This is a genomic window from Bradyrhizobium sp. Leo114 (assembly GCF_055229415.2).
This window is the reverse complement of sequence record NZ_JBUYEN020000004.1, coordinates 145,786-166,818: the sequence shown is the minus strand read 5'-3', so window position 1 is coordinate 166,818 and position 21,033 is coordinate 145,786. Positions and strand designations below refer to the sequence as shown.

The 21,033-nt window shown below is 63.2% G+C and carries 22 protein-coding genes; 12 read left to right on the top strand and 10 right to left on the bottom strand.

All coding sequences use genetic code 11. The annotated features are described in order from the left end of the window. Positions 1-70: 70 nt before the first annotated feature. Together ACZIRK_RS06765 and ACZIRK_RS06760 are read right to left on the bottom strand one after the other, a co-directional pair. Positions 71-1,393, bottom strand: coding sequence for an ActS/PrrB/RegB family redox-sensitive histidine kinase (locus tag ACZIRK_RS06765; protein ID WP_130227974.1), 1,323 nt, complete (start codon positions 1,391-1,393; stop codon positions 71-73). A gap of 13 nt (positions 1,394-1,406) precedes the next feature. Continuing rightward, a complete protein-coding gene (locus ACZIRK_RS06760; protein ID WP_463327095.1) occupies positions 1,407-1,541 on the bottom strand; it encodes a hypothetical protein in 135 nt (44 codons plus the stop codon). Positions 1,542-1,590: 49 nt separating this feature from the next. On the opposite strand from ACZIRK_RS06760, the gene ACZIRK_RS06755 reads away from it, so the two are divergent. The 4 genes from ACZIRK_RS06755 to ACZIRK_RS06740 all read left to right on the top strand — a co-directional run bounded on the left by ACZIRK_RS06755 (position 1,591) and on the right by ACZIRK_RS06740 (position 5,693). After that, positions 1,591-2,385: an ABC transporter ATP-binding protein gene (locus ACZIRK_RS06755; protein WP_130227975.1), complete on the top strand. Its 795-nt coding sequence runs from the start codon at positions 1,591-1,593 to the stop codon at positions 2,383-2,385. Then, positions 2,382-3,200 (top strand): ABC transporter permease, encoded by an 819-nt coding sequence (locus ACZIRK_RS06750; protein ID WP_463327094.1) that lies wholly within the window; start codon positions 2,382-2,384, stop codon positions 3,198-3,200. The genes ACZIRK_RS06755 and ACZIRK_RS06750 overlap by 4 nt, the downstream gene beginning before the upstream one ends. A gap of 126 nt (positions 3,201-3,326) precedes the next feature. Beyond that, entirely contained in the window at positions 3,327-4,655 is a 1,329-nt protein-coding gene (locus ACZIRK_RS06745; RefSeq protein ID WP_130227977.1) for a polyhydroxyalkanoate depolymerase, read from the top strand. A gap of 198 nt (positions 4,656-4,853) precedes the next feature. Next, positions 4,854-5,693, top strand: a complete 840-nt coding sequence (locus tag ACZIRK_RS06740) for a M48 family metallopeptidase (protein ID WP_130227978.1) — start codon at positions 4,854-4,856, stop codon at positions 5,691-5,693. Between the two features lie 256 nt (positions 5,694-5,949). Here the strand turns inward: ACZIRK_RS06740 and ACZIRK_RS06735 are convergent, their stop codons facing one another. Further along, positions 5,950-8,193, bottom strand: a complete 2,244-nt coding sequence (locus tag ACZIRK_RS06735; protein ID WP_463327093.1) for a transglycosylase domain-containing protein — start codon at positions 8,191-8,193, stop codon at positions 5,950-5,952. A gap of 160 nt (positions 8,194-8,353) precedes the next feature. Between ACZIRK_RS06735 and ACZIRK_RS06730 the strand changes: the two genes are divergently transcribed. Further along, positions 8,354-8,779 (top strand): DUF1330 domain-containing protein, encoded by a 426-nt coding sequence (locus ACZIRK_RS06730; RefSeq protein WP_130227980.1) that lies wholly within the window; start codon positions 8,354-8,356, stop codon positions 8,777-8,779. 308 nt (positions 8,780-9,087) lie between these two features. Here ACZIRK_RS06730 and ACZIRK_RS06725 read toward each other — a convergent pair whose 3' ends face one another. Together ACZIRK_RS06725 and ACZIRK_RS06720 are read right to left on the bottom strand one after the other, a co-directional pair. Continuing rightward, positions 9,088-10,314, bottom strand: a complete 1,227-nt coding sequence (locus tag ACZIRK_RS06725; protein ID WP_463327092.1) for an ABC transporter substrate-binding protein — start codon at positions 10,312-10,314, stop codon at positions 9,088-9,090. Positions 10,315-10,607: 293 nt separating this feature from the next. Then, positions 10,608-10,970, bottom strand: coding sequence for a DUF1304 domain-containing protein (locus ACZIRK_RS06720; protein WP_130227982.1), 363 nt, complete (start codon positions 10,968-10,970; stop codon positions 10,608-10,610). Between the two features lie 84 nt (positions 10,971-11,054). Between ACZIRK_RS06720 and ACZIRK_RS06715 the strand changes: the two genes are divergently transcribed. Beyond that, positions 11,055-11,591: a methylated-DNA--[protein]-cysteine S-methyltransferase gene (locus ACZIRK_RS06715; RefSeq protein WP_130227983.1), complete on the top strand. Its 537-nt coding sequence runs from the start codon at positions 11,055-11,057 to the stop codon at positions 11,589-11,591. Here the strand turns inward: ACZIRK_RS06715 and ACZIRK_RS06710 are convergent. After that, positions 11,588-12,067 carry a MaoC family dehydratase gene (locus ACZIRK_RS06710; RefSeq protein ID WP_028162430.1) on the bottom strand — a complete coding sequence of 160 codons (480 nt, stop codon included), beginning with the start codon at positions 12,065-12,067 and terminating at the stop codon, positions 11,588-11,590. The two genes, ACZIRK_RS06715 and ACZIRK_RS06710, sit on opposite strands and share 4 nt — an antisense overlap. A gap of 213 nt (positions 12,068-12,280) precedes the next feature. On the opposite strand from ACZIRK_RS06710, the gene ACZIRK_RS06705 reads away from it, so the two are divergent. Next, on the top strand, positions 12,281-13,195 hold the full coding sequence (locus ACZIRK_RS06705; protein WP_130227984.1) for a DMT family transporter: 915 nt from the start codon (positions 12,281-12,283) through the stop codon (positions 13,193-13,195). 122 nt (positions 13,196-13,317) lie between these two features. Here ACZIRK_RS06705 and ACZIRK_RS06700 read toward each other — a convergent pair whose 3' ends face one another. The 4 genes from ACZIRK_RS06700 to ACZIRK_RS06685 form a co-directional block, all read right to left on the bottom strand. Next, positions 13,318-13,914: a GNAT family N-acetyltransferase gene (locus ACZIRK_RS06700; protein WP_130227985.1), complete on the bottom strand. Its 597-nt coding sequence runs from the start codon at positions 13,912-13,914 to the stop codon at positions 13,318-13,320. 167 nt (positions 13,915-14,081) lie between these two features. Then, a complete protein-coding gene (gene rpmA / locus ACZIRK_RS06695; protein ID WP_027583052.1) occupies positions 14,082-14,354 on the bottom strand; it encodes a 50S ribosomal protein L27 in 273 nt (90 codons plus the stop codon). A 123-nt stretch (positions 14,355-14,477) separates the two neighbouring features. After that, positions 14,478-14,861, bottom strand: a complete 384-nt coding sequence (gene rplU / locus ACZIRK_RS06690) for a 50S ribosomal protein L21 (protein ID WP_130227986.1) — start codon at positions 14,859-14,861, stop codon at positions 14,478-14,480. Between the two features lie 348 nt (positions 14,862-15,209). Then, positions 15,210-15,725 (bottom strand): winged helix-turn-helix transcriptional regulator, encoded by a 516-nt coding sequence (locus ACZIRK_RS06685; protein WP_028162425.1) that lies wholly within the window; start codon positions 15,723-15,725, stop codon positions 15,210-15,212. 192 nt (positions 15,726-15,917) lie between these two features. Between ACZIRK_RS06685 and ACZIRK_RS06680 the strand changes: the two genes are divergently transcribed. Genes ACZIRK_RS06680 through ACZIRK_RS06660 form a run of 5 tightly spaced genes read left to right on the top strand, consistent with a single transcriptional unit; the run spans position 15,918 to position 20,956 of the window. Continuing rightward, positions 15,918-16,568, top strand: a complete 651-nt coding sequence (locus tag ACZIRK_RS06680; protein ID WP_130227987.1) for a 2-hydroxychromene-2-carboxylate isomerase — start codon at positions 15,918-15,920, stop codon at positions 16,566-16,568. 55 nt (positions 16,569-16,623) lie between these two features. Next, positions 16,624-18,180 (top strand): class I adenylate-forming enzyme family protein, encoded by a 1,557-nt coding sequence (locus ACZIRK_RS06675; RefSeq protein WP_245474891.1) that lies wholly within the window; start codon positions 16,624-16,626, stop codon positions 18,178-18,180. Positions 18,181-18,228: 48 nt separating this feature from the next. Further along, positions 18,229-18,966: an SDR family oxidoreductase gene (locus ACZIRK_RS06670; RefSeq protein WP_130227988.1), complete on the top strand. Its 738-nt coding sequence runs from the start codon at positions 18,229-18,231 to the stop codon at positions 18,964-18,966. A 21-nt stretch (positions 18,967-18,987) separates the two neighbouring features. After that, positions 18,988-19,764, top strand: a complete 777-nt coding sequence (locus ACZIRK_RS06665; RefSeq protein ID WP_463327091.1) for an enoyl-CoA hydratase-related protein — start codon at positions 18,988-18,990, stop codon at positions 19,762-19,764. A 31-nt stretch (positions 19,765-19,795) separates the two neighbouring features. Continuing rightward, entirely contained in the window at positions 19,796-20,956 is a 1,161-nt protein-coding gene (locus ACZIRK_RS06660; RefSeq protein WP_130227990.1) for an iron-containing alcohol dehydrogenase, read from the top strand. The last annotated feature ends 77 nt before the right edge of the window (positions 20,957-21,033 follow it).

The window sequence follows — 21,033 nt, the reverse complement described above, 5'->3', positions numbered from 1 at the left end:
GGCGTGTGACTGCGGCGATGCCAAGGCCGCCCGAAATCGGCGATTAATGCGTCAAATTGTCGAATTGTGTTCAGCCCATCATGTCGTCGGCGGCATCGTTCGTCTCGAACACGTCGCGGGGCCACACGATCTGAACCACGGCGCCGTGATCGGGAAACACGCGGTTGGTGAACGTGACCTTGGCGCCGGTGCGCTCCAGCAGCGTCCGCGCGATGAAAACGCCAAGACCAAGCCCTGTGCGGCCGTTTTGCGCCTCATCCGCACTGCGGCGCCGCGACAAATAGGGCTCGCCGATCCGGTTCAGCATATCAGGGGCGATGCCGGGGCCATCATCGGAAATGACGATTTCGACGGTGTCTGTGTTCCACCAGGCATTCACCTCGACGGTCTGGTTGGCGAAATCCACTGCATTTTCCAGGATGTTGCCGACGCCATAGAGGATCGCGGGATTGCGGGCGCCGACCGGTTCCGTGGTGACTGCGACAGCAAGCCGCACCTTGATTGCAACGCCGAAATCGCGGTGCGGTGCAACAGCCTCCTCGATCAGCGTCGACAGTTTCATGCGGTCGAACGGCGCACCGGTGGAGGAGAGCTGGGTGATCTTGCCCAGGATGTCGCGGCAGCGCTGCGCCTGTTCGCGCAGCGTCTTCAGGTCGGCAGCGAGCGGGCCGTCCTTCACCGTACCTTCCAGCTCGCGCGAGATCAGGAAGATGGTTGCGAGCGGCGTGCCAAGCTCGTGCGCGGCCGCGGCCGCAAGGCCGTCGAGCTGGGTCAGATGCTGCTCGCGCGCCAATACCAGCTCGGTCGCAGCCAGCGCGTCCGAGAGCTTTCGCGTGTCCTCGGTGACCTGGAACGCGTACAGGCTGGTGACGCCGATCGCGAGCAGGATCGAGAGCCAGACGCCGAACAGATAGATCGGCGGCAACACCAGCGGATCGTCGGCGTCCCAGGGCAGCGGCAAATGAAAGAACACCAGCGCCGATGCGCAGGCGACCGCGAGACAGCCGAGCGCGATCGTCAGCCGGACCGGCAGCGCGGTGGCGGAAATCAGGACCGGCGCCAGGAACAAATATGAGAACGGATTCTGCAGGCCGCCGGTCAGGAACAATAAGCCGGCAAGCTCGACAATGTTGAGCGCGAGCAGCGCCGCGGCATAGATCGGCTCCAGCCGCTGCATCGGGTTGAACGCGATCTGCAGGGCGAGATTGAGCAGCGCCGACAGCGCGATGATGGCGATGCAGGGGATGACGGGGACGTCGAATTCCAGGCCCTGCGCGACAATGAAGATCGCGGCGAGCTGGCCGAGCGCGGCCAGCCAACGCAGCCGCAGAATTGTATCCAGGCGAACATGGCGGCGTGGTTGGCGGAAATCGGAGGCGGCAACGTCGGTCATATCCTCACTCTAGCTACACGACAGCTCGATCACAAACGCGCGTGATCTGGCTGTTGTGGCCTCCGTCATGGCCGGGCTTGTCCCGGCCATCCACGTTCTTGCCGCCGAGGGAGAGTAAGACGTGGATGCCCGGGACAAGCCCGGGCATGACGAGCTCCTTGCGCTCGGGGACGTGATGCCTCAATGAAACGGGTTGAATGAACATCGAACAGACAATTTCGCGTAAGCCGCCAGCTTCCGATCCCGTAGCTTCGGCCGCGATCGATGTCGCGCATCTGGTGAAGGTCTACAAGGCCACCCGCGCGGTCGACGATGTCTCGTTCCGGATCGCGCGCGGCAGCATCACCGGGCTGCTCGGCGGCAATGGCGCCGGCAAGACCACGACGATCGCCATGATCATGGGCCTGGTGCTGCCGACCTCCGGCCGCATCCATGTGCTGGGCTTTCCGATGCCCGAGCAGAGCGCCGAGGTGCTCGGGCGGATGAATTTCGAGAGCCCCTATGTCGACATGCCGATGCGGCTCACCGTGCGCCAGAATCTCACGATCTTCGGCCGGCTCTATGCCGTGCGGAATCTCACAGAGCGGATCGATCGGCTCGCCTCCGATCTCGATCTGCGCGACTTCATCGACCGAGCCAACGGCAAGCTGTCCGCCGGCCAGAAGACGCGCGTGGCGCTCGCCAAGGCACTGATCAACGAACCTGACCTGTTGCTCCTGGACGAGCCGACCGCCTCGCTCGATCCCGATACCGCCGATTGGGTGCGGCAGCACCTGGAGAACTACCGCAAGAGCCATAACGCGACGATCCTGCTCGCCTCGCACAACATGCTGGAGGTGGAGCGGCTGTGCGACCGCGTCATCATCATGAAGCGCGGCAAGATCGAGGATGACGACAGTCCCGATCGGATCATGGCCCGCTACAACCGCGACACACTGGAAGAGGTGTTCCTAGACGTCGCCCGCGGCCGTACCCGGGAGAGCGCGACATGAGCGAGATTGCTGTCCATCGCGGGCTGTCGCTCAACCGCATCAACGCGATGGTGCTGCGCTATTGGTACCTGTTGCTGTCGTCCTGGCCGCGACTATTGGAACTGGTCTATTGGCCGGCGCTGCAGATCATCACCTGGGGTTTCCTGCAGAACTACATTTCGCAGACCTCGGGCTTCTTTGCGCAGGCCGGCGGCACCCTGATCGGCGCGGTCATCCTGTGGGACATCCTGTTCCGCGGCCAGCTCGGATTTTCGATCTCGTTCCTTGAGGAGATGTGCGCGCGCAACCTCGGCAATCTCATGATGAGTCCGCTGAAGCCGATCGAGTTCCTGATCTCGCTGATGATCATGAGCCTGATCCGCCTCGCCATCGGCGTCATTCCGATGACGCTGCTGGCGCTGTTCTTCTTCGGGTTCAACTTCTACGCCATTGGCCTGCCGCTGATCGCCTTCTTCTGCAACCTGATCTTCATGAGCTGGTCGGTCGGCATTTTCGCCTCCGGCCTCGTGCTGCGGAACGGGCTCGGCGCGGAGAGCATCGTCTGGACGCTGATGTTCGCGCTGATGCCGCTTGCCTGCATCTATTATCCCGTCAGCGTCTTGCCGCCCTGGCTGCAGGTCGTCGCCTGGATGCTGCCGCCGACCTATGTGTTCGAGGGCATGCGGGCGCTCTTGATCGACCACGACTTCCGCACCGAGCTGATGGTCGACGCCCTCGTCATCAACGCGGTGCTGCTTGTCGCGTCATTTTCGATCTTTCTTGCCCTTTTGCGCAGCGCCAAACGCAACGGCTCGCTGCTCAGCAGTGGCGAATAACTTTCACTTTCCCGTGGATTCCCGGTTATTTACGGCTTTTCGAGGCATAAATGGACCGATCGGTGCATTGACGCTTTATTACTCATTGGCCAGTATGCTGCGTCGCAAACAAGGATTTTGAAGCAAATGCCGATTGGTGAATTTGGCGGCGCCCCGCCGCTGGCGGCCGAAGGCAGTCCGGCGCTCACGACGCCACTGTACTGGATGTACGAGATGGCGCATTCGTCGCTGAACCCGGCGCGCGCGGTGACCGACGCCACCAAGATCCTGTTTCAGAATCCGCTCAATCCGTGGACGCATACCGAAGTCGGCAAATCCGTCGCCGCGGCTTGCGAACTGTTCGAGCGAACCACCCGCCGCTACGGCAAGCCGGACTGGGGCCTCGACGAGACCGAGGTCAACGGCGTGCGTACGGCGGTTGAAGTCCGCACGGTCTGGGAAAAGCCGTTCTGCCGGCTGCTCTATTTCGATCGCAAGCTGACCCGGCCGCTCCGCAGCCCCCAGCCGCGCGTGCTGATCGTGGCGCCGATGTCCGGCCATTACGCGACGCTGCTGCGTGGCACGGTCGAAGCCTTCTTGCCGACCCACGAGGTCTACATCACCGATTGGGCCGATGCGCGCATGGTGCCGCTGTCCGAAGGTCGCTTCGATCTCGATGACTATGTCGATTACCTCATCGAGATGCTGCATGCGCTCGGCGGCAACATGCATGTCATCGCGGTCTGCCAGCCCTCGGTGCCTGTGGTGGTCGCGGTCTCGCTCATGGAAGCGCGGCGCGATCCCTTCGTGCCGCTGTCGATGACGCTGATGGGCGGCCCGATCGACACCCGCCGCAATCCGACTGCGGTCAACAACCTCGCCGCCGAACGCGGCATCGAATGGTTCCGCAACAATGTCATCACCAAGGTGCCGTTCCCGCATCCTGGCATGATGCGCGACGTCTATCCGGGATTCCTGCAGCTCAACGGCTTCATCAGCATGAATCTCGACCGCCACATGGATGCGCACAAGGCGCTGTTCGCCAATCTGGTGAAGGGCGACGGTGATCTCGTCGACAAGCATCGCGAATTCTATGACGAATATCTCGCGGTGATGGACCTGACCGCCGAGTATTATCTGCAGACGGTCGACCTCGTCTTCGTCAAGCACGCGCTGCCGAAGGGCGAGATGACCCATCGTGGCGAGCTGGTCGTTCCCTCCAAGATCAGGCGCGTTGCGTTGATGACGGTGGAAGGCGAGAAGGACGACATCTCCGGCCTTGGCCAGACCGAAGCGACGCATGCTTTGTGCACGTCGATTCCCGATCATCGCCGCGTGCATTACGTGCAGAAGGGCGTCGGACACTATGGTGTGTTCAACGGTTCGCGTTTCCGCGCTGAAATCGTGCCGCGCATCTCCGATTTCATGGTTTCGTCGGCGAATACACGGCTTTCCTTGGTCGCAGCCGCTGAATAGCGACGTGATCGAGCCCGTTTTGGGTGGGTTTGTAAGTCGCTGAATTGATTAAAAGAATCCGGATTCGGCGATCGCTCAAGGAATGAGTTTTGACTCGTTCCTTGGGGGGTGATTTCGGGCCGGGTCGGCCCAAATTTTTCGGGTTCCGACCCCACGATGTGGGGGTCAAACCACGGGCAGCCTCTGTATATTGGGCAAATGATTTGTTTTTGCGCCGAGCGATTTCCCTGGCGGCGGATATGGCAGAATCCGGGCGAACTCTTCCTCCCCGGACTCTCAGAAATGGCTACTCGCGCGCTCCTCTATCGGCGGCCCGCCGAACCCTCGACTCTTCTCATCAAGCACGGCTCCCAATATTTCGCGATCAGGCTACGGCGGCATAGGCGCGCGCGTCGCTACACGCTTCGCATTCATCCAACTGACCGCGAAGCGATCCTCACGATGCCGCCGCGCGGCACCATCGCCGATGCGCGCGACTTTGCGCAGCTTCATGGCGGCTGGATCGCCGCGCGTCTCGGTCGTCTGCCGAAGGCGGCACCGTTCCAACCCGGCACAGTGGTGCCGCTGCGCGGCGTGCCGCATCGGCTCGTGCATCGCGCCGGCGAACGCGGGACGGTGTGGACCGAGATCCGTGACAGCGGCGAAAGGATTTTGTGCGTGGCCGGCGAGCCGGAGCACATGGACCGCCGCGTGCACGACTTCCTCAAGCGCGAAGCGCGCAAGGATCTGCAGAAGGCTTCCTTGGCCTATGCGGCGGAACTCGGTGTGCGCGTGCGCCGTGTCTCGATCCGCGATCAATCGAGCCGCTGGGGTTCCTGCACTTCGCACGGATCGCTGTCGTTCTCCTGGCGCCTGATCCTCGCGCCGCCCTACGTGCTCGACTATCTCGCCGCGCATGAAGTCTCGCATTTGGTCGAGATGAATCACTCGCTGCGGTTCTGGAAGACCGTGGGCCGGATCTGCTCGTCGGTGGATCGCGCCAAGACCTGGCTCGACACCCACGGCAACGACCTGCACCGCTACGGGATCGAGGATTAAGCCGCGCTCTCGCCACCACTCCGCCGTCGTCCCGGGCTTGACCCGGGACCCATAACCCCAGGGAGCAGTTTTGCGGACGGCGACTGCCCCGAATCCTTATCGACAGATCACGCGGTATGGGTCCCGGCCTTCGCCGGGAGGACGGAATAGCTAGACTCGTAGGATGGGTAGAGCGAAGCGAAACCCATCACCTTCGCCGCCGCGGCCCAATTGATGGGTTTCGCTTCGCTCTACCCATCCTACAAGAACTACGCGATCAGCGGCCGCCGAACAGGCGATCGACCAGCCAACCATCCAATCCCGCCGCAGCTTCCGGACGCGCACCGGGATTGGGCGGCGTGGAGGCCCGCGTCGGCGCCGGCGTTGGCGGGCGATACTGACCGGCGGATGGAACGGGTGCGGGTGGCGCGAGCGACTGCGGTGATGGCGCGCTGACCTGCGACGAGGCCTGCACCAGGTTCGACAGCGCCCAGCCGACTTGCGAATTCGGCAGGCTCGCGACCGGCACGCCCTGATGCGCCGTGCGCATGAAGCGGCTCCACACCTCCACCGGCAGTCCACCGCCGGTCGCCTTCTTGGTGGGCGAATTGTCGTCGTTGCCGAGCCAGACGCCGGTGACGAGATTGGCGGTGTAGCCGATGAACCAGGCATCGCGGAAATCCTGGCTGGTGCCGGTCTTGCCGGCCGCGGTCCAGCCCGGAATTTCGGCCTTGCGCGCGGTGCCGGAAATCAGCGTCTCCATCATCATCGCGTTCATCATCGCGACATAACGCGGCTCGACCACCCGGGCGAGCGGGTCGGCCGGGCGGACGTAGAGCAGCTTGCCTTTATCGGTGCGGATCCTCGTCACCACATGCGGCGAGACGGCGGTGCCACCATTGGCAAAGGGCGCGTAGGCGCCGACCAGCTCGATCACCGAGACCTCGGAGGTGCCGAGCGCGATCGAGGGGTTGGCGTCGAGCTTGGAGGAGATGCCGAGCCGGTGTGCGGTCCGCACCACGTTCTTCGGCCCGACCTCGAGCCCGAGCCTGACCGCGACCGTGTTCAGCGACATCGCCAGCGCCTGCGTCAGCGTCACCGAGCCGAAATATTCGTGGGTGTAGTTCTCCGGCTTCCAGCCCTTGATATCGAGCGGCGCATCGGTGCGGATCGTCTCCGGCGTCAGCCCGGCCTCGACCGCGGTGAGATAGACGAACGGCTTGAAGGCCGAGCCGGGCTGGCGCTTGGCGGTCACCGCGCGGTTGTACTGGCTCTCGGCATAGTTTCGTCCGCCCACCATGGCGCGCACCGCGCCCTCGGGCGTCATCGCCACCAGCGCGCCCTGGGTGACGTTGAACTTCACGCTCTTGGCGGCGAGCTCGTCGATGATGGCGGCTTCGGCGACGTTCTGCAGCTTCGGATAGATCGTGGTCTCGACCGTGATGTTCTGGTCGATCTGGCCGACGAGGTCGTCGAGCACTTCGCCGATCCAGTCGGCGACATAGTTCACGGTGCCGGCGCCGGCCGGCTTCACGTTGTAGGAGGGATGGCCGATCGAGGCCTGCGCCTGGGTCTCGGTGATGAACTTGGCGTCCGCCATCGCCGACAGCACGACCTGCGCGCGCTGCTCGGCGCCTTCAGGATTGCGGTTCGGCGCCAGCCGCGACGGCGATTTGACGAGGCCTGCAAGCATCGCGGCTTCCGCCAATGTCACGTTCTTGGCGGACTTGCCGAAATAGCGTTGCGCCGCGGCCTCTACGCCGTAGGCGCCGGAGCCGAAATAGACGCGGTTGAGATAGAGCTCCAAGATCTCGTTCTTGGAATGCTTGCGCTCCAGCCAGATCGCGAGCTCGGCCTCCTGCAGCTTGCGCTGCATGGTGCGCTCCTGGGTGAGGAACAGATTCTTGGCGAGCTGCTGCGTCAGCGTCGAGCCGCCCTGCGACACGCCGCGACGCAGGAGATTGGTCACCGCTGCGCGCGCGATGCCGATCGGGTCGACACCGTAATGCGAGTAGAAGCGGCGGTCCTCGATGGCGATGAAGGCTTTCGGTAGGTATGGCGGCAGGTCCTTCAGCGCGACATTGGCGCCGGCCATTTCGCCGCGCTGCGCCAGCACGCTGCCGTCCATGCCGACGATCTGGATCGTCGGCGGGCGCTTCGGGATTTCGAGCGATTGGATCGGCGGCAGATGCGCGCCGACCCAGACCACGACGCCGATAACCGCAATCGCCGCCCACAGGCCGAGCACCACGCCCCAATAGAACAGGCGGCCGATCGAAAAGCCGCCGCGCGATTTCCGCCGTTTCCCGCCACTCGGGGCAGGCTTGCGCTCGCGCGGCGGTTCCGCGCCGGGGTCACTGCTGCCGCTGCTGCCGTTACTGCTGCGCTTGGCGGATTTCTTCGGTCTGTCTTCGGGATTGGGGATGCGGTCGGCCGGCGAGAGCCGCAAATCGGCGAGCGCGGCCGGAAGCCCGAATAGCGGCTCCTTGCGCCCGCCGCTCTTTTTCTTTCCCCACGCCATCCACAAACGCTGCTCACACCACGTTCCGCCGCACGCTAGCGTTCCCGGTTTAAGGCCCGGTTACGCAAAGCTTAACGCGGGATTAGGAGGTGAGGCGGCGCGTGGTAAGGATTGGGGAACCAGGCGTAGAAAACGCGCCAAACAAAGAAAGGAGCGACGCATGGGCCATATCGATCCGACCAAGGAAGTCTTCGCGCAGTTCAGGGAGAGTGATCGGCCGGGGCCGATCCACATGCTCAATCTGGTTCGCCTGCGCGAATGGGCCGCCTATCCGGACGGCCGCAAGGTGACCGGCGCCGAAGCCTATGCGGCCTATGGCCGCGAGAGCGGGCCGGTGTTCGAGCGGCTCGGCGGCCGCATCGTCTGGCAGGGCCGCTTCGAATTGATGCTGATCGGGCCCGAGGCCGAACGCTGGGATCATAGCTTCATCGCCGAATACCCAAGCGTCGCCGCCTTCGTCGAAATGATCCGCGATCCCGTCTATCGCGAAGCGGTGAAGCACCGCCAGGCCGCGGTGGAGGATTCGCGATTGATCAGGCATGCCGTGTTGCCGGTGGGCAAGACGTTCGGGGAGATTCCGAAGTAGGCTTTTTCCTGTCATTGCGAGCGGAGCGAAGCAATCCATGCCTCCGCGAGTGGAGAGATGGATTGCTTCGCTTGCGCTCGCAATGGCGGATGGGGCAGCGTGCTCCGCCCTATCCCCTGAGGAGGTCGCGAAGCGACCGTCTCGAAAGGCGAGGCCACGGGCGGGGCCTCATGGTTCTCCGAGCGATGCGCAGCGTCGTCTCGAGACGCGCTGCGCGCTCCTCGCCATGAGGGTCAAGCAGCGCAGCGACGCATAAAACAAATCGGCGGCCCGGAGGCCGCCGATCGTGTCTTCCATAAGCCGTCCCACTAACCCGCGGGGCCGGCGTCCTCGAGGATCGGACCGAACAGTTCCCAGCGCTCGCCGTTGAAGCGCATCATCTGGAGCTGCTTGTTGACGCGGTAATCGGTCGGCGAGGTGTTGGCGACGATGCCGGGCAGCGAGAGGTCGAGCTGCACGTTCTTGAGGCTGGCGGCCTGCTTCATCGCGTTCTCGCGCGTGAGATTGTCGCCGCACTCCTTGAGCACATGGATCAGGAGCTGCGCGGTCGAGTAGCCGTAGGTGTTGAAGTTCGAGTCCTTATCGCCTTCCGGATAGTACTTGGCCATGAACTCGAAATACTTCTTCATGCCGGCATCATCCTTCCAGGTCGGATCGAGCGGATCCTTGCCGTAGTTGACGCTGATCACGCCCTTGGCCGCCTCGAGGCCGGCGGGCTTCATCACCGCGCCGACGGAGGTCGCGTTGATGTCGACGATCTGCACTGGCTTCCAGCCGAGTTCGGCGATCTTCTTGATCGCCTGCGCCGCCTGCTTCGGCGTGGTGGCGCTGAAGAACAAGTCCGCACCGGCGTCCTTGATCTTCAGGATCTGCGAATCCACGGTCGGATCTGAGACCTCGTAGGAGGCTTCCGTCACCACCATGCTGGCCGCCTTGTCGCCGAGGCCGGCTTTGATGCCGTTCAGGTAGTCTTTGCCGAGGTCGTCGTTCTGATAGAGGATGCCGACCTTGGCGTTCGGATGGTTCTTCAGAATGTACTGGCCGTAGATACGGCCCTCGACGAAGTAGTTCGGATTGAAGCCCATCGTCCACGGGAAATTCTTCGGGTCGGTGAACTTCGAGGCGCCGGTTGCTGCGAAAAGCTGCGGCACCTTCTTGGAGTTGAGATATTTCTGGACCGCGGCATTGGATGGCGTGCCGACGATCTGGAAGGTCAGAAGCACCTCGTCGCTTTCGACCAGCTTGCGCGCCTGCTCGACGGCCTTCGGCGGCGAGTAGGCGTCGTCGTACTGGATCAGGTTGATCTTGCGTCCGTTCACGCCGCCCTGGTCGTTGATCATCTTCATATAGGCGGCCTGGGTCTTGCCGATCGAGGCATAGGCCGATGCAGGTCCGGAGAACGGCACGGTCTGGCCGACCTTGATCTCGGTGTCGCTGGCGCCGGGGTCGTATTTCTTCTGGGCATTGGCCGCCGAAACCGACAGCGCGAATGCCAGCGCCGTCCCTGTGACCAGATGCAAAAACCCGTTCCTCATTCGCAGTTTCCTCATGTGTTGTGATTGTGCCGATGATCTTCTCCGCCGGACTTAAAGGCCCGCCGGATGCCATCGCTAGCGGCGATAGTGGAGGAACCCTTGCTGCAATGCAAGGTGGAGTCGTGCTGAAAAGCCGAGCGATATCAGTCGACCAAAGTAGGGTGTTGGCTGGAGCTTCGGTTCTGATGGAATCAGAACCGAAGCTCCAGATTCTTGTTTTGACGCGTTTTCTTCACGCGAACCGGTGTCCACCCTCGGATCAAGTCCGAGGGCATGCTTCGCTCGAAAATGCCCTAGGCAAGCCAGAGCAGAATCAGCGCGAGCGTAGCCGGCGCCGCCTGCACATAGAGGATCCGGCGGCTGACGGTTGCTGCGCCATAGACGCCGGCAACGATTACGCAGAGCAGGAAGAATGTCTTGATCTGAAGCGCGAAGCCCGGGTTGGCGTGAAGCAGGCCCCAGATCAGGCCTGCCGCGAGGAAGCCGTTATAGAGGCCCTGGTTGGCAGCCAGCACGGCCGACTCGGTAGCCTTCTCGATCGAGTTGCGAAACGTCTTCAGGCCGAGCGGCTTGGTCCAGAGAAACATCTCCAAAATCAGGAAGTAAATGTGCAGCGCGGCCACCACCGCGACCAAGAGGTTTGCGATCCAGAACATCTTGTCCCCCATCCCCGGAAACCGGGTGGACGGTAGCACGCGACGGATCGAAGATGCGACTGTTCATCGATGTCTGGAACGACAATGCCTGTTCGCGACAAACTGACGAAGCCGGCCACAACGTTTGGCCTGGATCGGCTGGAAACGCCGATCGGCGTGGCGTTGCTGGTCACCGATGACGACGGCGCGCTCCGCGCGCTGGATTGGGAGGACTATGAGGCGCGCATGAACGAGCTGCTGCGCCTGCACTATGGCGCCGTGGTCTTGAAACAGGCGCGTGCGCCGAAGGACATCCGCGCCGCGCTGTCCGAATATTTCAAGGGCGATCTCGATCGCCTCGGCGGCATCCAGTGGCGCGTCGCCGGCACGCCGTTCCAAAACAAGGTCTGGACCGCGCTGGCGAAGATCCCCGTGGGCACGACGATGAGCTATGGCGCAATGGCGGCAAAGCTCGGTGCGCCCAACGCGCAGCGCGCTGTCGGTCATGCCAACGGCTCGAACCCGATCAGCGTCGTGCTGCCCTGTCATCGCCTGATCGGTGCCAATGGCGCGCTGGTCAAATATGGCGGCGGGTTGGAGCGCAAGCGCTGGCTGCTCGCGCATGAGGGCGTTTGGGTTTAAGCCGGCCGTCGCCGGATCAAGAACTTCTGCATGCCTTCGAGCACCAATTCGCGGCGCTGGTTGAACACGGTGGAGCGCAACGTCACGACGCCGGTGGTGCGGCCGGGCACAAGCTCGGTCACTTCGAGCGCGGGATAGATGGTGTCGCCGGCATAGACCGGCTTCAAGAAGCGGCTCGACTGTTCGAGAAAGCCGATCATGGATTCCTCGACGATGAACGGAAACAGCCCGGCGCCGGGTGCGGTGTGGATCAGGGTCTGAAAGCCGTGCGCGAGCAGGTGCGGCATGCCGCGGGCGCGGCAATATTCGACGTCATAGTGGATCGGATGGGTGTCGCCGCTGGCGGTCTGGAACGCCGCGAACACCGCCTCGGTCTGGGTCCGGCTCGGGATCACAAAGCGCTCGCCGAGGGTGAAATCTTCGAACCAGCGCTGTGCTTGCACCATGCGGTGCTGGGCGGGGTCGAAGTCGGTCATATCAGGGCTTTCCTCGGCAGAATTGTTTTGTGATGTACCGGTATCGCAGCGATGTTGATGCGGCAATCGATTCCGCCTAAAGCGCGATGAGATGAGGATGAAGCATCATCGCGCTTTAGGTTATTGTTTGAGCATGATCTTTTCGGAAAACCGCCTCACACTTTTCCGGATCATGCTCTAATCCCGCCATGACGAGAAGCATCCCAGTCATCCATGACCCTGTTCGCAAAACTCTCCGCCTATGATGATCGCTCCGCCCGGCTTGCCGGCATCGGGCTGATGCTGCTGTCGATCTTCATGTTCTCGTTCGGCGATGCGATGGGGAAATTCCTCGTCGCGACCTATTCGGTCGGACAGTTGTTGTGGCTGCGCGCCTGTGCGGCACTGGTGGTGCTGCTGCCGATCATCTGGAAGCAGCGTGCGACGTTCTTCCCTATCGAGCGTCCCTGGCTGCAATTGCTGCGGGTGACGCTGTCAACGCTCGAGGTTGCCGCCTTCTTCCTTGCGACCGTCTACCTGCCGCTCGCCGACGTCATCACCTATTATCTTGCCGGCCCGATCTTCGTCACCGCGCTGTCGGGTCTGGTGCTCGGCGAGCAGATCGGCTGGCGGCGCTGGAGCGCGATCCTGGTCGGCTTCTGCGGCGTATTGATCGCGCTCCGGCCATCAGCGCAAACCGTGAGCTTGCCGGCGATGATTGCGCTCGGCGGCAGCATGTCGTTCGCGGTCCTGATGCTGATCACGCGCTCGCTGCGCGCAACACCCGATATCGTGCTGACCTCGTCGCAGTTCTGCGGCACGTTCCTGCTCGGCGCCGTGCTGTCGCCGTTCGGCTGGGTGACGCCGGATGCCGGCAGCCTTGCTCTCTTCTTCGTCGCCGGGCTGATCTCGGTCGCGGCGCTGTTCTGTGTCAATCGCTCGCTGAAGCTGGCGCCGGCAAGCGTGGTGGTGCCCTACCAATATTCGATGATCGTCTGGGCGGTGATCTTCGGCTTCGTCGTGTGGGGTGACGTGCCGTCCTGGGCCACAATCGTCGGGGCCGCGATCATCATCGCCGCCGGGCTCTACATCTTCCTGCGCGAGCAGAAGCTGGGGCGGGAAGAGCCGGTGGTGAGCCCGCCGGTGTAGCCTCAACGACGCTGCGCAGTTTCTGCTTGCTCGCGCTTCAACAACTTCCTGTGGTTATGGGTCCCCGCTTTCGCGGGGACGACGGGTGTTGTTTGCGGCGAGACCCTATGCGGTTTTCTCTGCTATCGATCCCTTCGCATCGATGAGCCCCAGCGCCTCAGCGACGACCAGACGCTGCGCGACAGGCGGAAGCAGTCGACCGGGGTGGAGGAGCCGAGCGCTTCGAAGCGGTGCAGCTCGACGCCGCTCCACTGGAAGCCGCATTTCTCCAGGATGTTGCGCGACGACGGGTTGGCGACGCGGGCGCCGGAGAACAGGTAGTCGTGACCGAACTCCTCGAAGAAGTAGTCGATCGTGGCGCGCGCGGCCTCGGTGCCAAAGCCCTGGCCCCAATGTTCGACGCCGAGCCAGTAGCCGAGCTCCGGAGTATCAGGCTCGCGCCAGTCGATGCCGACCACGCCTATCGGCGCGGAGCTGGTCTCGATCAGGAACACGGTCTCGCCGCCTCCCCCGGCAGTCGCACGCACGAATTCGACCGCATGCTCGTTCAGATAAGGATGCGGCAGGCGGCGGGTGTTCTCTGCAATGCGACGATCATTGGCGAGATGCGCAATTGCTTTTACGTCCGCGAGCGTCGGCTTGCGCAAGGTCAGCCGTTCGGTCTCGAGGACGCAACCTCTCGACTCGCGTAATATTGAGGTCGGGATATCCTGCAGCATGTCGGGCTCCTGTGATGCGATAACGGTACGCTACGCTTCGATCCTTGCGCGTGGCCCCACATGGGACACGCGCAACAGAAAAGGGGAGGCCGGTATCCCGCCTCCCCTGGAGCCTCTTAGAGCCCCGCCGGTTCAACAGGATCCGGCGGACTCATATCGTCCACCGTCTATTCGGCTGCGGCCTCGAGCACCGGAATTACCGATACGAAGGTGCGGCCATTGCCTTTGGCGCGGAACTCCACACGACCCTCGACCTTGGCGAACAGGGTATGATCGGTTCCCATGCCGACATTAAGGCCCGGATGCCAGGTGGTGCCGCGCTGACGCGCGATGATGTTACCGGGAATCACGAGCTCGCCACCGAACGCTTTGACGCCAAGGCGTTTGCCCTTGGAATCACGTCCGTTTCGCGATGAACCGCCTGCTTTTTTGTGAGCCATAGCTCGTCTCCAACTGCAGTAATTCTCTAGATCAATTCCTTGACGGAATCATTTCACTTTTTGTCACGTTTCAACTTTTGATACGTGACAATCACATTTCTCTAACGCCGCGATTTTGAAGGTTTATGCAGCATCCTCAGTGGGCGCTGCAGCAACCTTTTCCTTCTTCGGCCGCGGGCCGATCGTCGGCTTCGCGTTGTCGGTCAGGATCTCGGTGATCCGCAGCACCGTCAGCTCATCGCGATAGCCGCGCTTGCGACGGGAATTCTTGCGGCGGCGCTTCTTGAACGCGATCACCTTCGGACCGCGCTTGTGCTGCAGCACCTCGGCCGCCACCGAAGCGCCGGCCACCGTCGGCACGCCCAGAACCGGCGTTTCGCCGCCGACCACCAGAACCTCGCCAAGCTGCACGATCGTGCCGACATCGCCGGCGATCTTGCCAATCTCGAGAACATCATCCGGAACGACGCGGTACTGCCGGCCGCCGGTTTTGATGACTGCGAACATCGTTTTATTCCTTCGTGTTCGATCCCGTCCTCGGGGTATCCCCCGGGCCGGCTTCTTGTTCAGTCGCTATGGGTTACGATTTTCGCGCGGCGCGGGGACGTGCCCGGAATTCGCGCAAAAACAAACGGCGCGAGAAATCCCACGCCGGATTGAGGGCCGTTATAGCGGTCAAGCGCCAAGAGTCAAGGCAAACGGGCCGAAAACCGGCCGAAAATGAAGGATTCGGAGCGATTTTAGGCCGGTTTGAGCGAGGTTCCCGGCCCGTAGCCCGGTGGAGCGCAGCGCAACCCGGGTCATCCATCGGCCCCGGGTTACGCGTTCCGCTCCACCCGGGCTACCGCGCCCCAGTCACGTCCCGGTCTTGGTCTTCGCCTTCGGATCATCCGCCGCCATGGCGTGCACCGGCGAGGTCTGGCGGGCGCCGGGGCCCGGATGCACATGGACGGCCTTGGCCGACAGCGGCTCGCCGCATTCCGAGCAGACCATCACCGGGTCGAACATGTGTCCGCAGTTCTTGTGCTGATGCAGCATCGGTCGGCCGCGCGAGTCGACCATGTGGATGTTGCCCCAGTGCACGATCGACATGATGATCGGATAGAGGTCGAGGCCCTTCTGCGTCAGGATATATTCGTAGCGCTTCGGCGATTCCTGGTACGGGATTCGGCGCAGCACGCCGAAGCGCACCAGCTTCTTCAGCCGCTCGGCGAGCAGATGGCGGGTGATGCCGAGCGAGGACTGGAACGCCTCGAACCTCCGCTTGCGAAGAAAGCACTCGCGCAGGATCAGGAGACTCCAGCGGTCGCCGATCACGGCCACCGTGCGGGCCAGCGAGCACGGCTCCTCTTCAAGCGTATCCCATTTCATCAATGTCTCCAGTCACCTGCAGTCCGCGAAGCAGGATTCATTCTAATTCGGCACTGAGGCTCGTTCAACCGTTTGTGCGTCGACCGTTACCGCAGAGCCCAATCCGCTATTGACAGTTCTAAAATAGAACTTTAAAGCCGAGGTCGCAACCGATCGCGGCGACGGGCCGCCCTATCCGAGGAAAGGCAATCGATGGCTGCTCCGCTCAAAGTCGAGTTTCATTTCGATTTCGGCAGCCCGAACGCCTATCTCGCCGAGCTGGTCCTGCCGGGAATTGAAAAGCGCACCGGCGTGAAGTTCGACTATGTCCCGGTGCTGCTCGGCGGCGTCTACAAGGCGACCGGCAACATGTCGCCGTTCGACTCGCTGCGCGGGATCAAGAACAAGGCCGAATACAACGCACTGGAAACCGAGCGCTTCCTGCGGCGCCACCACATCACGAGATTCAAGTCGAACCCGTTCTTCCCGGTGAACACGTTGATGCTGATGCGCGGCGTGATCGCCGCGGAATTCGAGGGATTGTTCGAGCCCTATTTCCGTGCGGCCTACCACCACATGTGGGTCGAGCCAAAGAAGATGGACGATCCGCAGGTCTTCCGCGACGCGTTCCTCGCCTCCGGCGTCGATATCGACCGCGTGCTCGCGCGCATCCAGCAGGACGACGTCAAGAAGAAGCTGATCGAGAACACGCAAGCCGCGGTGGCGCGCGGCGAGTTCGGCTCGCCGACTTTCTTCGTCGGCGACGAAATGTTCTTCGGCAAGGATCGCCTGCGCGAGGTCGAGGAAGAGATCGTCGCCCAGCTCGCGGCGGCGAAAGGCTGCGCGAGACGGCCAGGAACCTAAGCAAACCAATTCACAGCAAGGCCCGGAACAAGGGTCGTGGAGGCGGGAGGTGTCGTTGACGATATTGGAGCGAGCGGCCCCGGCGGCCGAAATTCTGGCAAATCTGCCGAACCGGATCCACGAGGTGATCGACCGGCATGTCGCGGCGACGCCGGATCGCACGGCGCTGATCGATGACGGCGGCAGCCTGACCTACCGCGAACTCGATCGCGCCATTGGCGGCACCGCGGACGCGCTGCGTGCGCTCGGCATCCGCGCCGGCGACCGCATCATGATCGTCAGCGAGAACGCGATCCCGCTCGCGTGCCTTCTGTTCGCCGCGAGCCGGCTCGATGCCTGGGCGATCGTGGTCAATCCGCGGCTATCGCCGCGCGAACTGGACCAGATCCGGGATCACAGCGGCGCGCGCCGCGTCTTCCTCACCACCGACGTTTCCAAGGAAGCGGCCGCGCATGCCGCGCGTTACAGCGCACCGGTGCAGGATGTCGGCCCGCTCTATGGCATCGGCGTATCCGCGCTGAACGAGGCAACCTCGCCCGAGCCGGTCGAGGCCGACGGCGCCAGCCAGGTTGCCGTGCTGATCTACACCTCGGGCACCACGGGCACGCCGAAAGGCGTGATGCTGACGCACCGCAATCTCTTGTTCAGCGCCCAGACCACCGCGGCGCTGCGCAACATGACGTCGGACGACGTGCAATATTGCGTGCTGCCGATCTCGCACATCGTCGGCATCTCGCTACTCACGATGACGCTGATGACCGGCGCCACGGTCCGCCTGGTCGCGAAGTATGATCCGGCGGCGTTGGTGCAGGCGATGGCGGAGGAAGGCATCACGATCCTGAACGGCGTTCCCGCCACCTATCAGCGCCTGCTCGAATACAAGCGGACGTCAGGTCTTTCGAAACTGAACCGCGGCGCGCTGCGCCTGATCTCGGTCGCGGGCGCGCCGCTCGACCTCGATCTGAAATCGCGGGTCGAACAGGAACTCGGGCTGCCTTTGCTCAACGGCTACGGCATCACCGAATGCTCGCCCGGGATTTCCGGCATTCGTCCGGAGGCGCCGAGAGCCGACCATGGCGTCGGGACGCTGCTGCCCGGTCTCGAGGCCAGGATCGTCGGCAGGGATGGCAAGCTGGTCGCAAGCGGCGCGGTCGGCGAACTCCATGTCCGCGGCGCCAACGTCATGCGCGGCTATTACCGCGCGCCCGATCTTACCGCGAAGGCGATCGATCCCGATGGCTGGTTCAACACCGGCGATCTCGCGCGTTTCGAGGGCGACTGCCTCTATATCGTCGGCCGTACCAAGGAGATGATCATCCGCTCCGGCTTCAACGTCTATCCGGCGGAGATCGAGGCGGTGCTCTCGACCCACGACGCCGTGGTGCAGTGCGCCGTGGTGGGGCGGCCGGTCGAGGGCAATGAGGAAGTGGTCGCGTTCGTCCAGCTGCTGCAGGGCTCGAAGGCGACGGCGGAGGACCTGATGGCTCATGTCGCGCCGCAGCTCACCTCCTACAAGCGGCCCTCGGAGATCATCCTGCTCGACGCGCTGCCGGCGACCTCGACGGGCAAGATATTGAAGCACAAACTGGCGGAGTCGCTGCGCACGTCCTGAGCGCGCGGCGAGATCGATTTATTTCCAATCAGCAGTCGGGAGAGGCCAATGCAGAAGAGAAATGCGACGGCGGCGGTCATCGGGGCCGGCGATTATATCGGCGGCGAGATCGCCAAGAAATTTGCGTCCGAAGGGTTCACCATCTTCGCCGGACGACGCAATGGCGCCAAGCTCGAGCCGCTGGTGAAGGAGATCGAGGCGGCCGGCGGCGAGATCCATGCCCGCTCGCTCGATGCGCGGAAGGAGGATGAGATCATCTCCTTCCTGAGCGACGCCGACAAGCACGCGCCGCTCGAAGTCTGCATCTTCAACATCGGCGCCAACGTCAACTTTCCGATCCTGGAGACCACCGAGCGCGTGTTCCGCAAGGTCTGGGAGATGGCCTGCTATTCCGGCTTCCTCGCCGGACGCGAGGCGGCGCGGCTGATGCTGCCGCGCGGCCGGGGCAACATCTTCTTCACCGGCGCCACGGCATCGTTGCGCGGCGGGCCGGGCTACGCCGCCTTCGCCAGCGCCAAGTTCGGCCTGCGTGCGGTAGCGCAAGCGATGGCGCGCGAGCTCGGGCCGAAGAACATCCACGTCGCCCATCTCATCATCGACTCCGGCGTCGACACCGAATGGGTGCGGCAACGGCGCATCGAAGCGTTGGGCCCCAACGCGCTCGACAATCCCGATCTGTTGATGCCGCCGTCCTCCGTCGCTGCCTCCTATTGGCAGCTCTACCAGCAGCCGAAGAGCGCCTGGACGTTTGAGCTGGAAATCCGCCCGTTCGGCGAGAAGTGGTAATGGCGGGGTAGGGAGCAAATCATGAGCGAGCATGTCAAGACCGAGATCGTCGACGGCGTGATGACGGTGACCTTGCAGCGTCCCGAGAAGAAGAACGCGCTCACCGTGGCGATGTATGACGCCATGTCGGACGCACTCGAACGCGCCGAGACCGATGGCTTGGTCCGGGTGATCCTGTTCCAGGGCGATGGCGACAGCTTTACGGCGGGCAACGACCTCGCCGATTTCGCTAGCCAGTCCAAAGGCGACAATTCCGCCATCGAGGGCGGAGCGCATCGCTTCATCGCCACCATCGGCAAGGCCAAGAAGCCGCTGGTTGCCGCCGTGCAGGGCAATGCCGTCGGCGTCGGCACCACGATGCTGTTGCATTGCGACCTCGTTTATCTCGCCGACAATGCGCGGCTGATCACGCCGTTCGTCAATCTCGCGCTGGTGCCGGAAGCGGCCTCGAGCTTCCTGCTGCCGCTCCGGATCGGCCATGCGCGGGCCTACGCGATGTTCGCGCTCGGTGAGCCGATGGAGGCATCCGCGGCGCTGGCCTGCGGGCTCGCGAATGCAGTCGTGCCGCAGACGGAGCTGTGCAAGAAGGCGCGCGATGCAGCCATCGCGCTGACCAAGCGGCCGGCCGGTTCGCTCAGCCTCACCAAGCAGTTGATGCGCGACCATGAGCGGATCGCGGCGCGGATGGCCGAAGAAGGCAGCCTGATCAAGGAGCGCCTCAAGACGCCCGAAGCGCGCGAAGCCTTTGCAGCCTTCGCCGAGCGTAGGCCACCCGACTTCACCAAGTTCCAGGCCTGACGTCTGATACGCACCAGACACGGAGACGAACATGCATGCCGCGGGCAGCTATCAATATCCCCCAATGGACTCGGTTATCTATGGCAAGCCCGCGGCTGAGGCGCTGCGCGAGGAAGCAGAAAGGCTCGGCGCCAAACGCGTCTATCTGATCGTCAGCCGCACGCTCAACAGCACGACCGACGAGATCGAGAAGATCCGCACCGCTCTCGGCGATCGTTATGCCGCGACCTTCGACGGCATTCCGCAGCACACCACGCGCGACGTCGTGGTGCAGACCGCAAAGCAGGCCAAGGAGGCCGGCGCCGACCTCGTGGTCGCGATCGGCGGTGGTTCGGTGGTGGATGCGGCCAAGATCGTGCTGATGTGCATGGAGCACGAGATCTTCGATCCTTCCGGGCTCGACGGCTATGAGACCACGCCCGAGCGCCGCTTCGGTCCGTTCCGCACGCCGAAGGTGCGGATGATTGCGATCCCAAGCACGCTGTCCGGCGGCGAGTACAATTCCGGCACCCTGGTGACCGATACGCGCCGCAAGCTGAAGCAGATCTTCAATCACCCGATGATGATGCCGCGCACCATCATCCTCGATCCTGCCATCACGCGCTACACTCCGGAGAAGCTATGGCTTGGCTCGGGCACCCGCGCGATGGATCACGGAATCGAGGCGATCTGCTCGATCCGCGGCAATGCGCTGGTCGATGCCGTCTGCCTGCAGGGCCTGCGCTATCTCCATGACGGCCTCTTGCGCACCAAGGAGGATCCGAACGACGAAGCGGCACGCATCAATTGCCAGTTGGGCTCCTGGATGTCGGCGTTCGGGCTGCAGGGGCGGGTGCCGATGGGGGCGAGCCACGCGATCGGCCATGTGCTCGGCGGCACCTGTGATGTGCCGCATTATTTCTGCACGGCGGTGATGATGCCGAGCGTACTGCGCTACAATCGCCCCGCGACCGAGCAGGCGCAGAAGGAGATCGCGGCAGCGCTTGGCGCGCCCGAGCTCGATGCCGGCGAGGCCTTCGCCGCCTTCATCGCCAGGCTCGGCCTGCCGCGGCGGCTGGCCGATGTCGGGGTGGGCGAGGACCGCTTCGAGCTGATCGGCAAGAATGCGATGCTATCGATCTTCACCCGCTCGAATCCACAGCCGATCCGCGAGCCGGCCGACGTCGTCAAGATTTTGCGGCTGGCGGCCTGATTAGAGCATGATCCGGAAAAGTGGAATCCAGTTTTCCGAAAAGATCATGCTCAAACAAGAAGATCTAACCGCCGTCG

Excerpts from the sequence above, each read along its gene's own strand:
- ACZIRK_RS06730 (WP_130227980.1), top strand. The coding sequence starts at position 8,354 with ATGGGCCATATCGATCCGACCAAGGAAGTCTTCGCGCAGTTCAGGGAG.
- ACZIRK_RS06670 (WP_130227988.1), top strand. The coding sequence starts at position 18,229 with ATGCAGAAGAGAAATGCGACGGCGGCGGTCATCGGGGCCGGCGATTAT.
- ACZIRK_RS06705 (WP_130227984.1), top strand. The coding sequence starts at position 12,281 with ATGACCCTGTTCGCAAAACTCTCCGCCTATGATGATCGCTCCGCCCGG.
- ACZIRK_RS06740 (WP_130227978.1), top strand. The coding sequence starts at position 4,854 with ATGATTTGTTTTTGCGCCGAGCGATTTCCCTGGCGGCGGATATGGCAG.
- ACZIRK_RS06700 (WP_130227985.1), bottom strand. The coding sequence starts at position 13,914 with ATGCTGCAGGATATCCCGACCTCAATATTACGCGAGTCGAGAGGTTGC.
- ACZIRK_RS06680 (WP_130227987.1), top strand. The coding sequence starts at position 15,918 with ATGGCTGCTCCGCTCAAAGTCGAGTTTCATTTCGATTTCGGCAGCCCG.
- ACZIRK_RS06750 (WP_463327094.1), top strand. The coding sequence starts at position 2,382 with ATGAGCGAGATTGCTGTCCATCGCGGGCTGTCGCTCAACCGCATCAAC.
- ACZIRK_RS06720 (WP_130227982.1), bottom strand. The coding sequence starts at position 10,970 with ATGTTCTGGATCGCAAACCTCTTGGTCGCGGTGGTGGCCGCGCTGCAC.
- ACZIRK_RS06735 (WP_463327093.1), bottom strand. The coding sequence starts at position 8,193 with ATGGCGTGGGGAAAGAAAAAGAGCGGCGGGCGCAAGGAGCCGCTATTC.
- ACZIRK_RS06760 (WP_463327095.1), bottom strand. The coding sequence starts at position 1,541 with ATGCCCGGGCTTGTCCCGGGCATCCACGTCTTACTCTCCCTCGGCGGC.
- ACZIRK_RS06765 (WP_130227974.1), bottom strand. The coding sequence starts at position 1,393 with ATGACCGACGTTGCCGCCTCCGATTTCCGCCAACCACGCCGCCATGTT.
- ACZIRK_RS06660 (WP_130227990.1), top strand. The coding sequence starts at position 19,796 with ATGCATGCCGCGGGCAGCTATCAATATCCCCCAATGGACTCGGTTATC.
- rpmA (WP_027583052.1), bottom strand. The coding sequence starts at position 14,354 with ATGGCTCACAAAAAAGCAGGCGGTTCATCGCGAAACGGACGTGATTCC.
- ACZIRK_RS06715 (WP_130227983.1), top strand. The coding sequence starts at position 11,055 with ATGCCTGTTCGCGACAAACTGACGAAGCCGGCCACAACGTTTGGCCTG.
- ACZIRK_RS06745 (WP_130227977.1), top strand. The coding sequence starts at position 3,327 with ATGCCGATTGGTGAATTTGGCGGCGCCCCGCCGCTGGCGGCCGAAGGC.
- ACZIRK_RS06725 (WP_463327092.1), bottom strand. The coding sequence starts at position 10,314 with ATGAGGAACGGGTTTTTGCATCTGGTCACAGGGACGGCGCTGGCATTC.
- rplU (WP_130227986.1), bottom strand. The coding sequence starts at position 14,861 with ATGTTCGCAGTCATCAAAACCGGCGGCCGGCAGTACCGCGTCGTTCCG.
- ACZIRK_RS06685 (WP_028162425.1), bottom strand. The coding sequence starts at position 15,725 with ATGAAATGGGATACGCTTGAAGAGGAGCCGTGCTCGCTGGCCCGCACG.
- ACZIRK_RS06755 (WP_130227975.1), top strand. The coding sequence starts at position 1,591 with ATGAACATCGAACAGACAATTTCGCGTAAGCCGCCAGCTTCCGATCCC.
- ACZIRK_RS06665 (WP_463327091.1), top strand. The coding sequence starts at position 18,988 with ATGAGCGAGCATGTCAAGACCGAGATCGTCGACGGCGTGATGACGGTG.
- ACZIRK_RS06710 (WP_028162430.1), bottom strand. The coding sequence starts at position 12,067 with ATGACCGACTTCGACCCCGCCCAGCACCGCATGGTGCAAGCACAGCGC.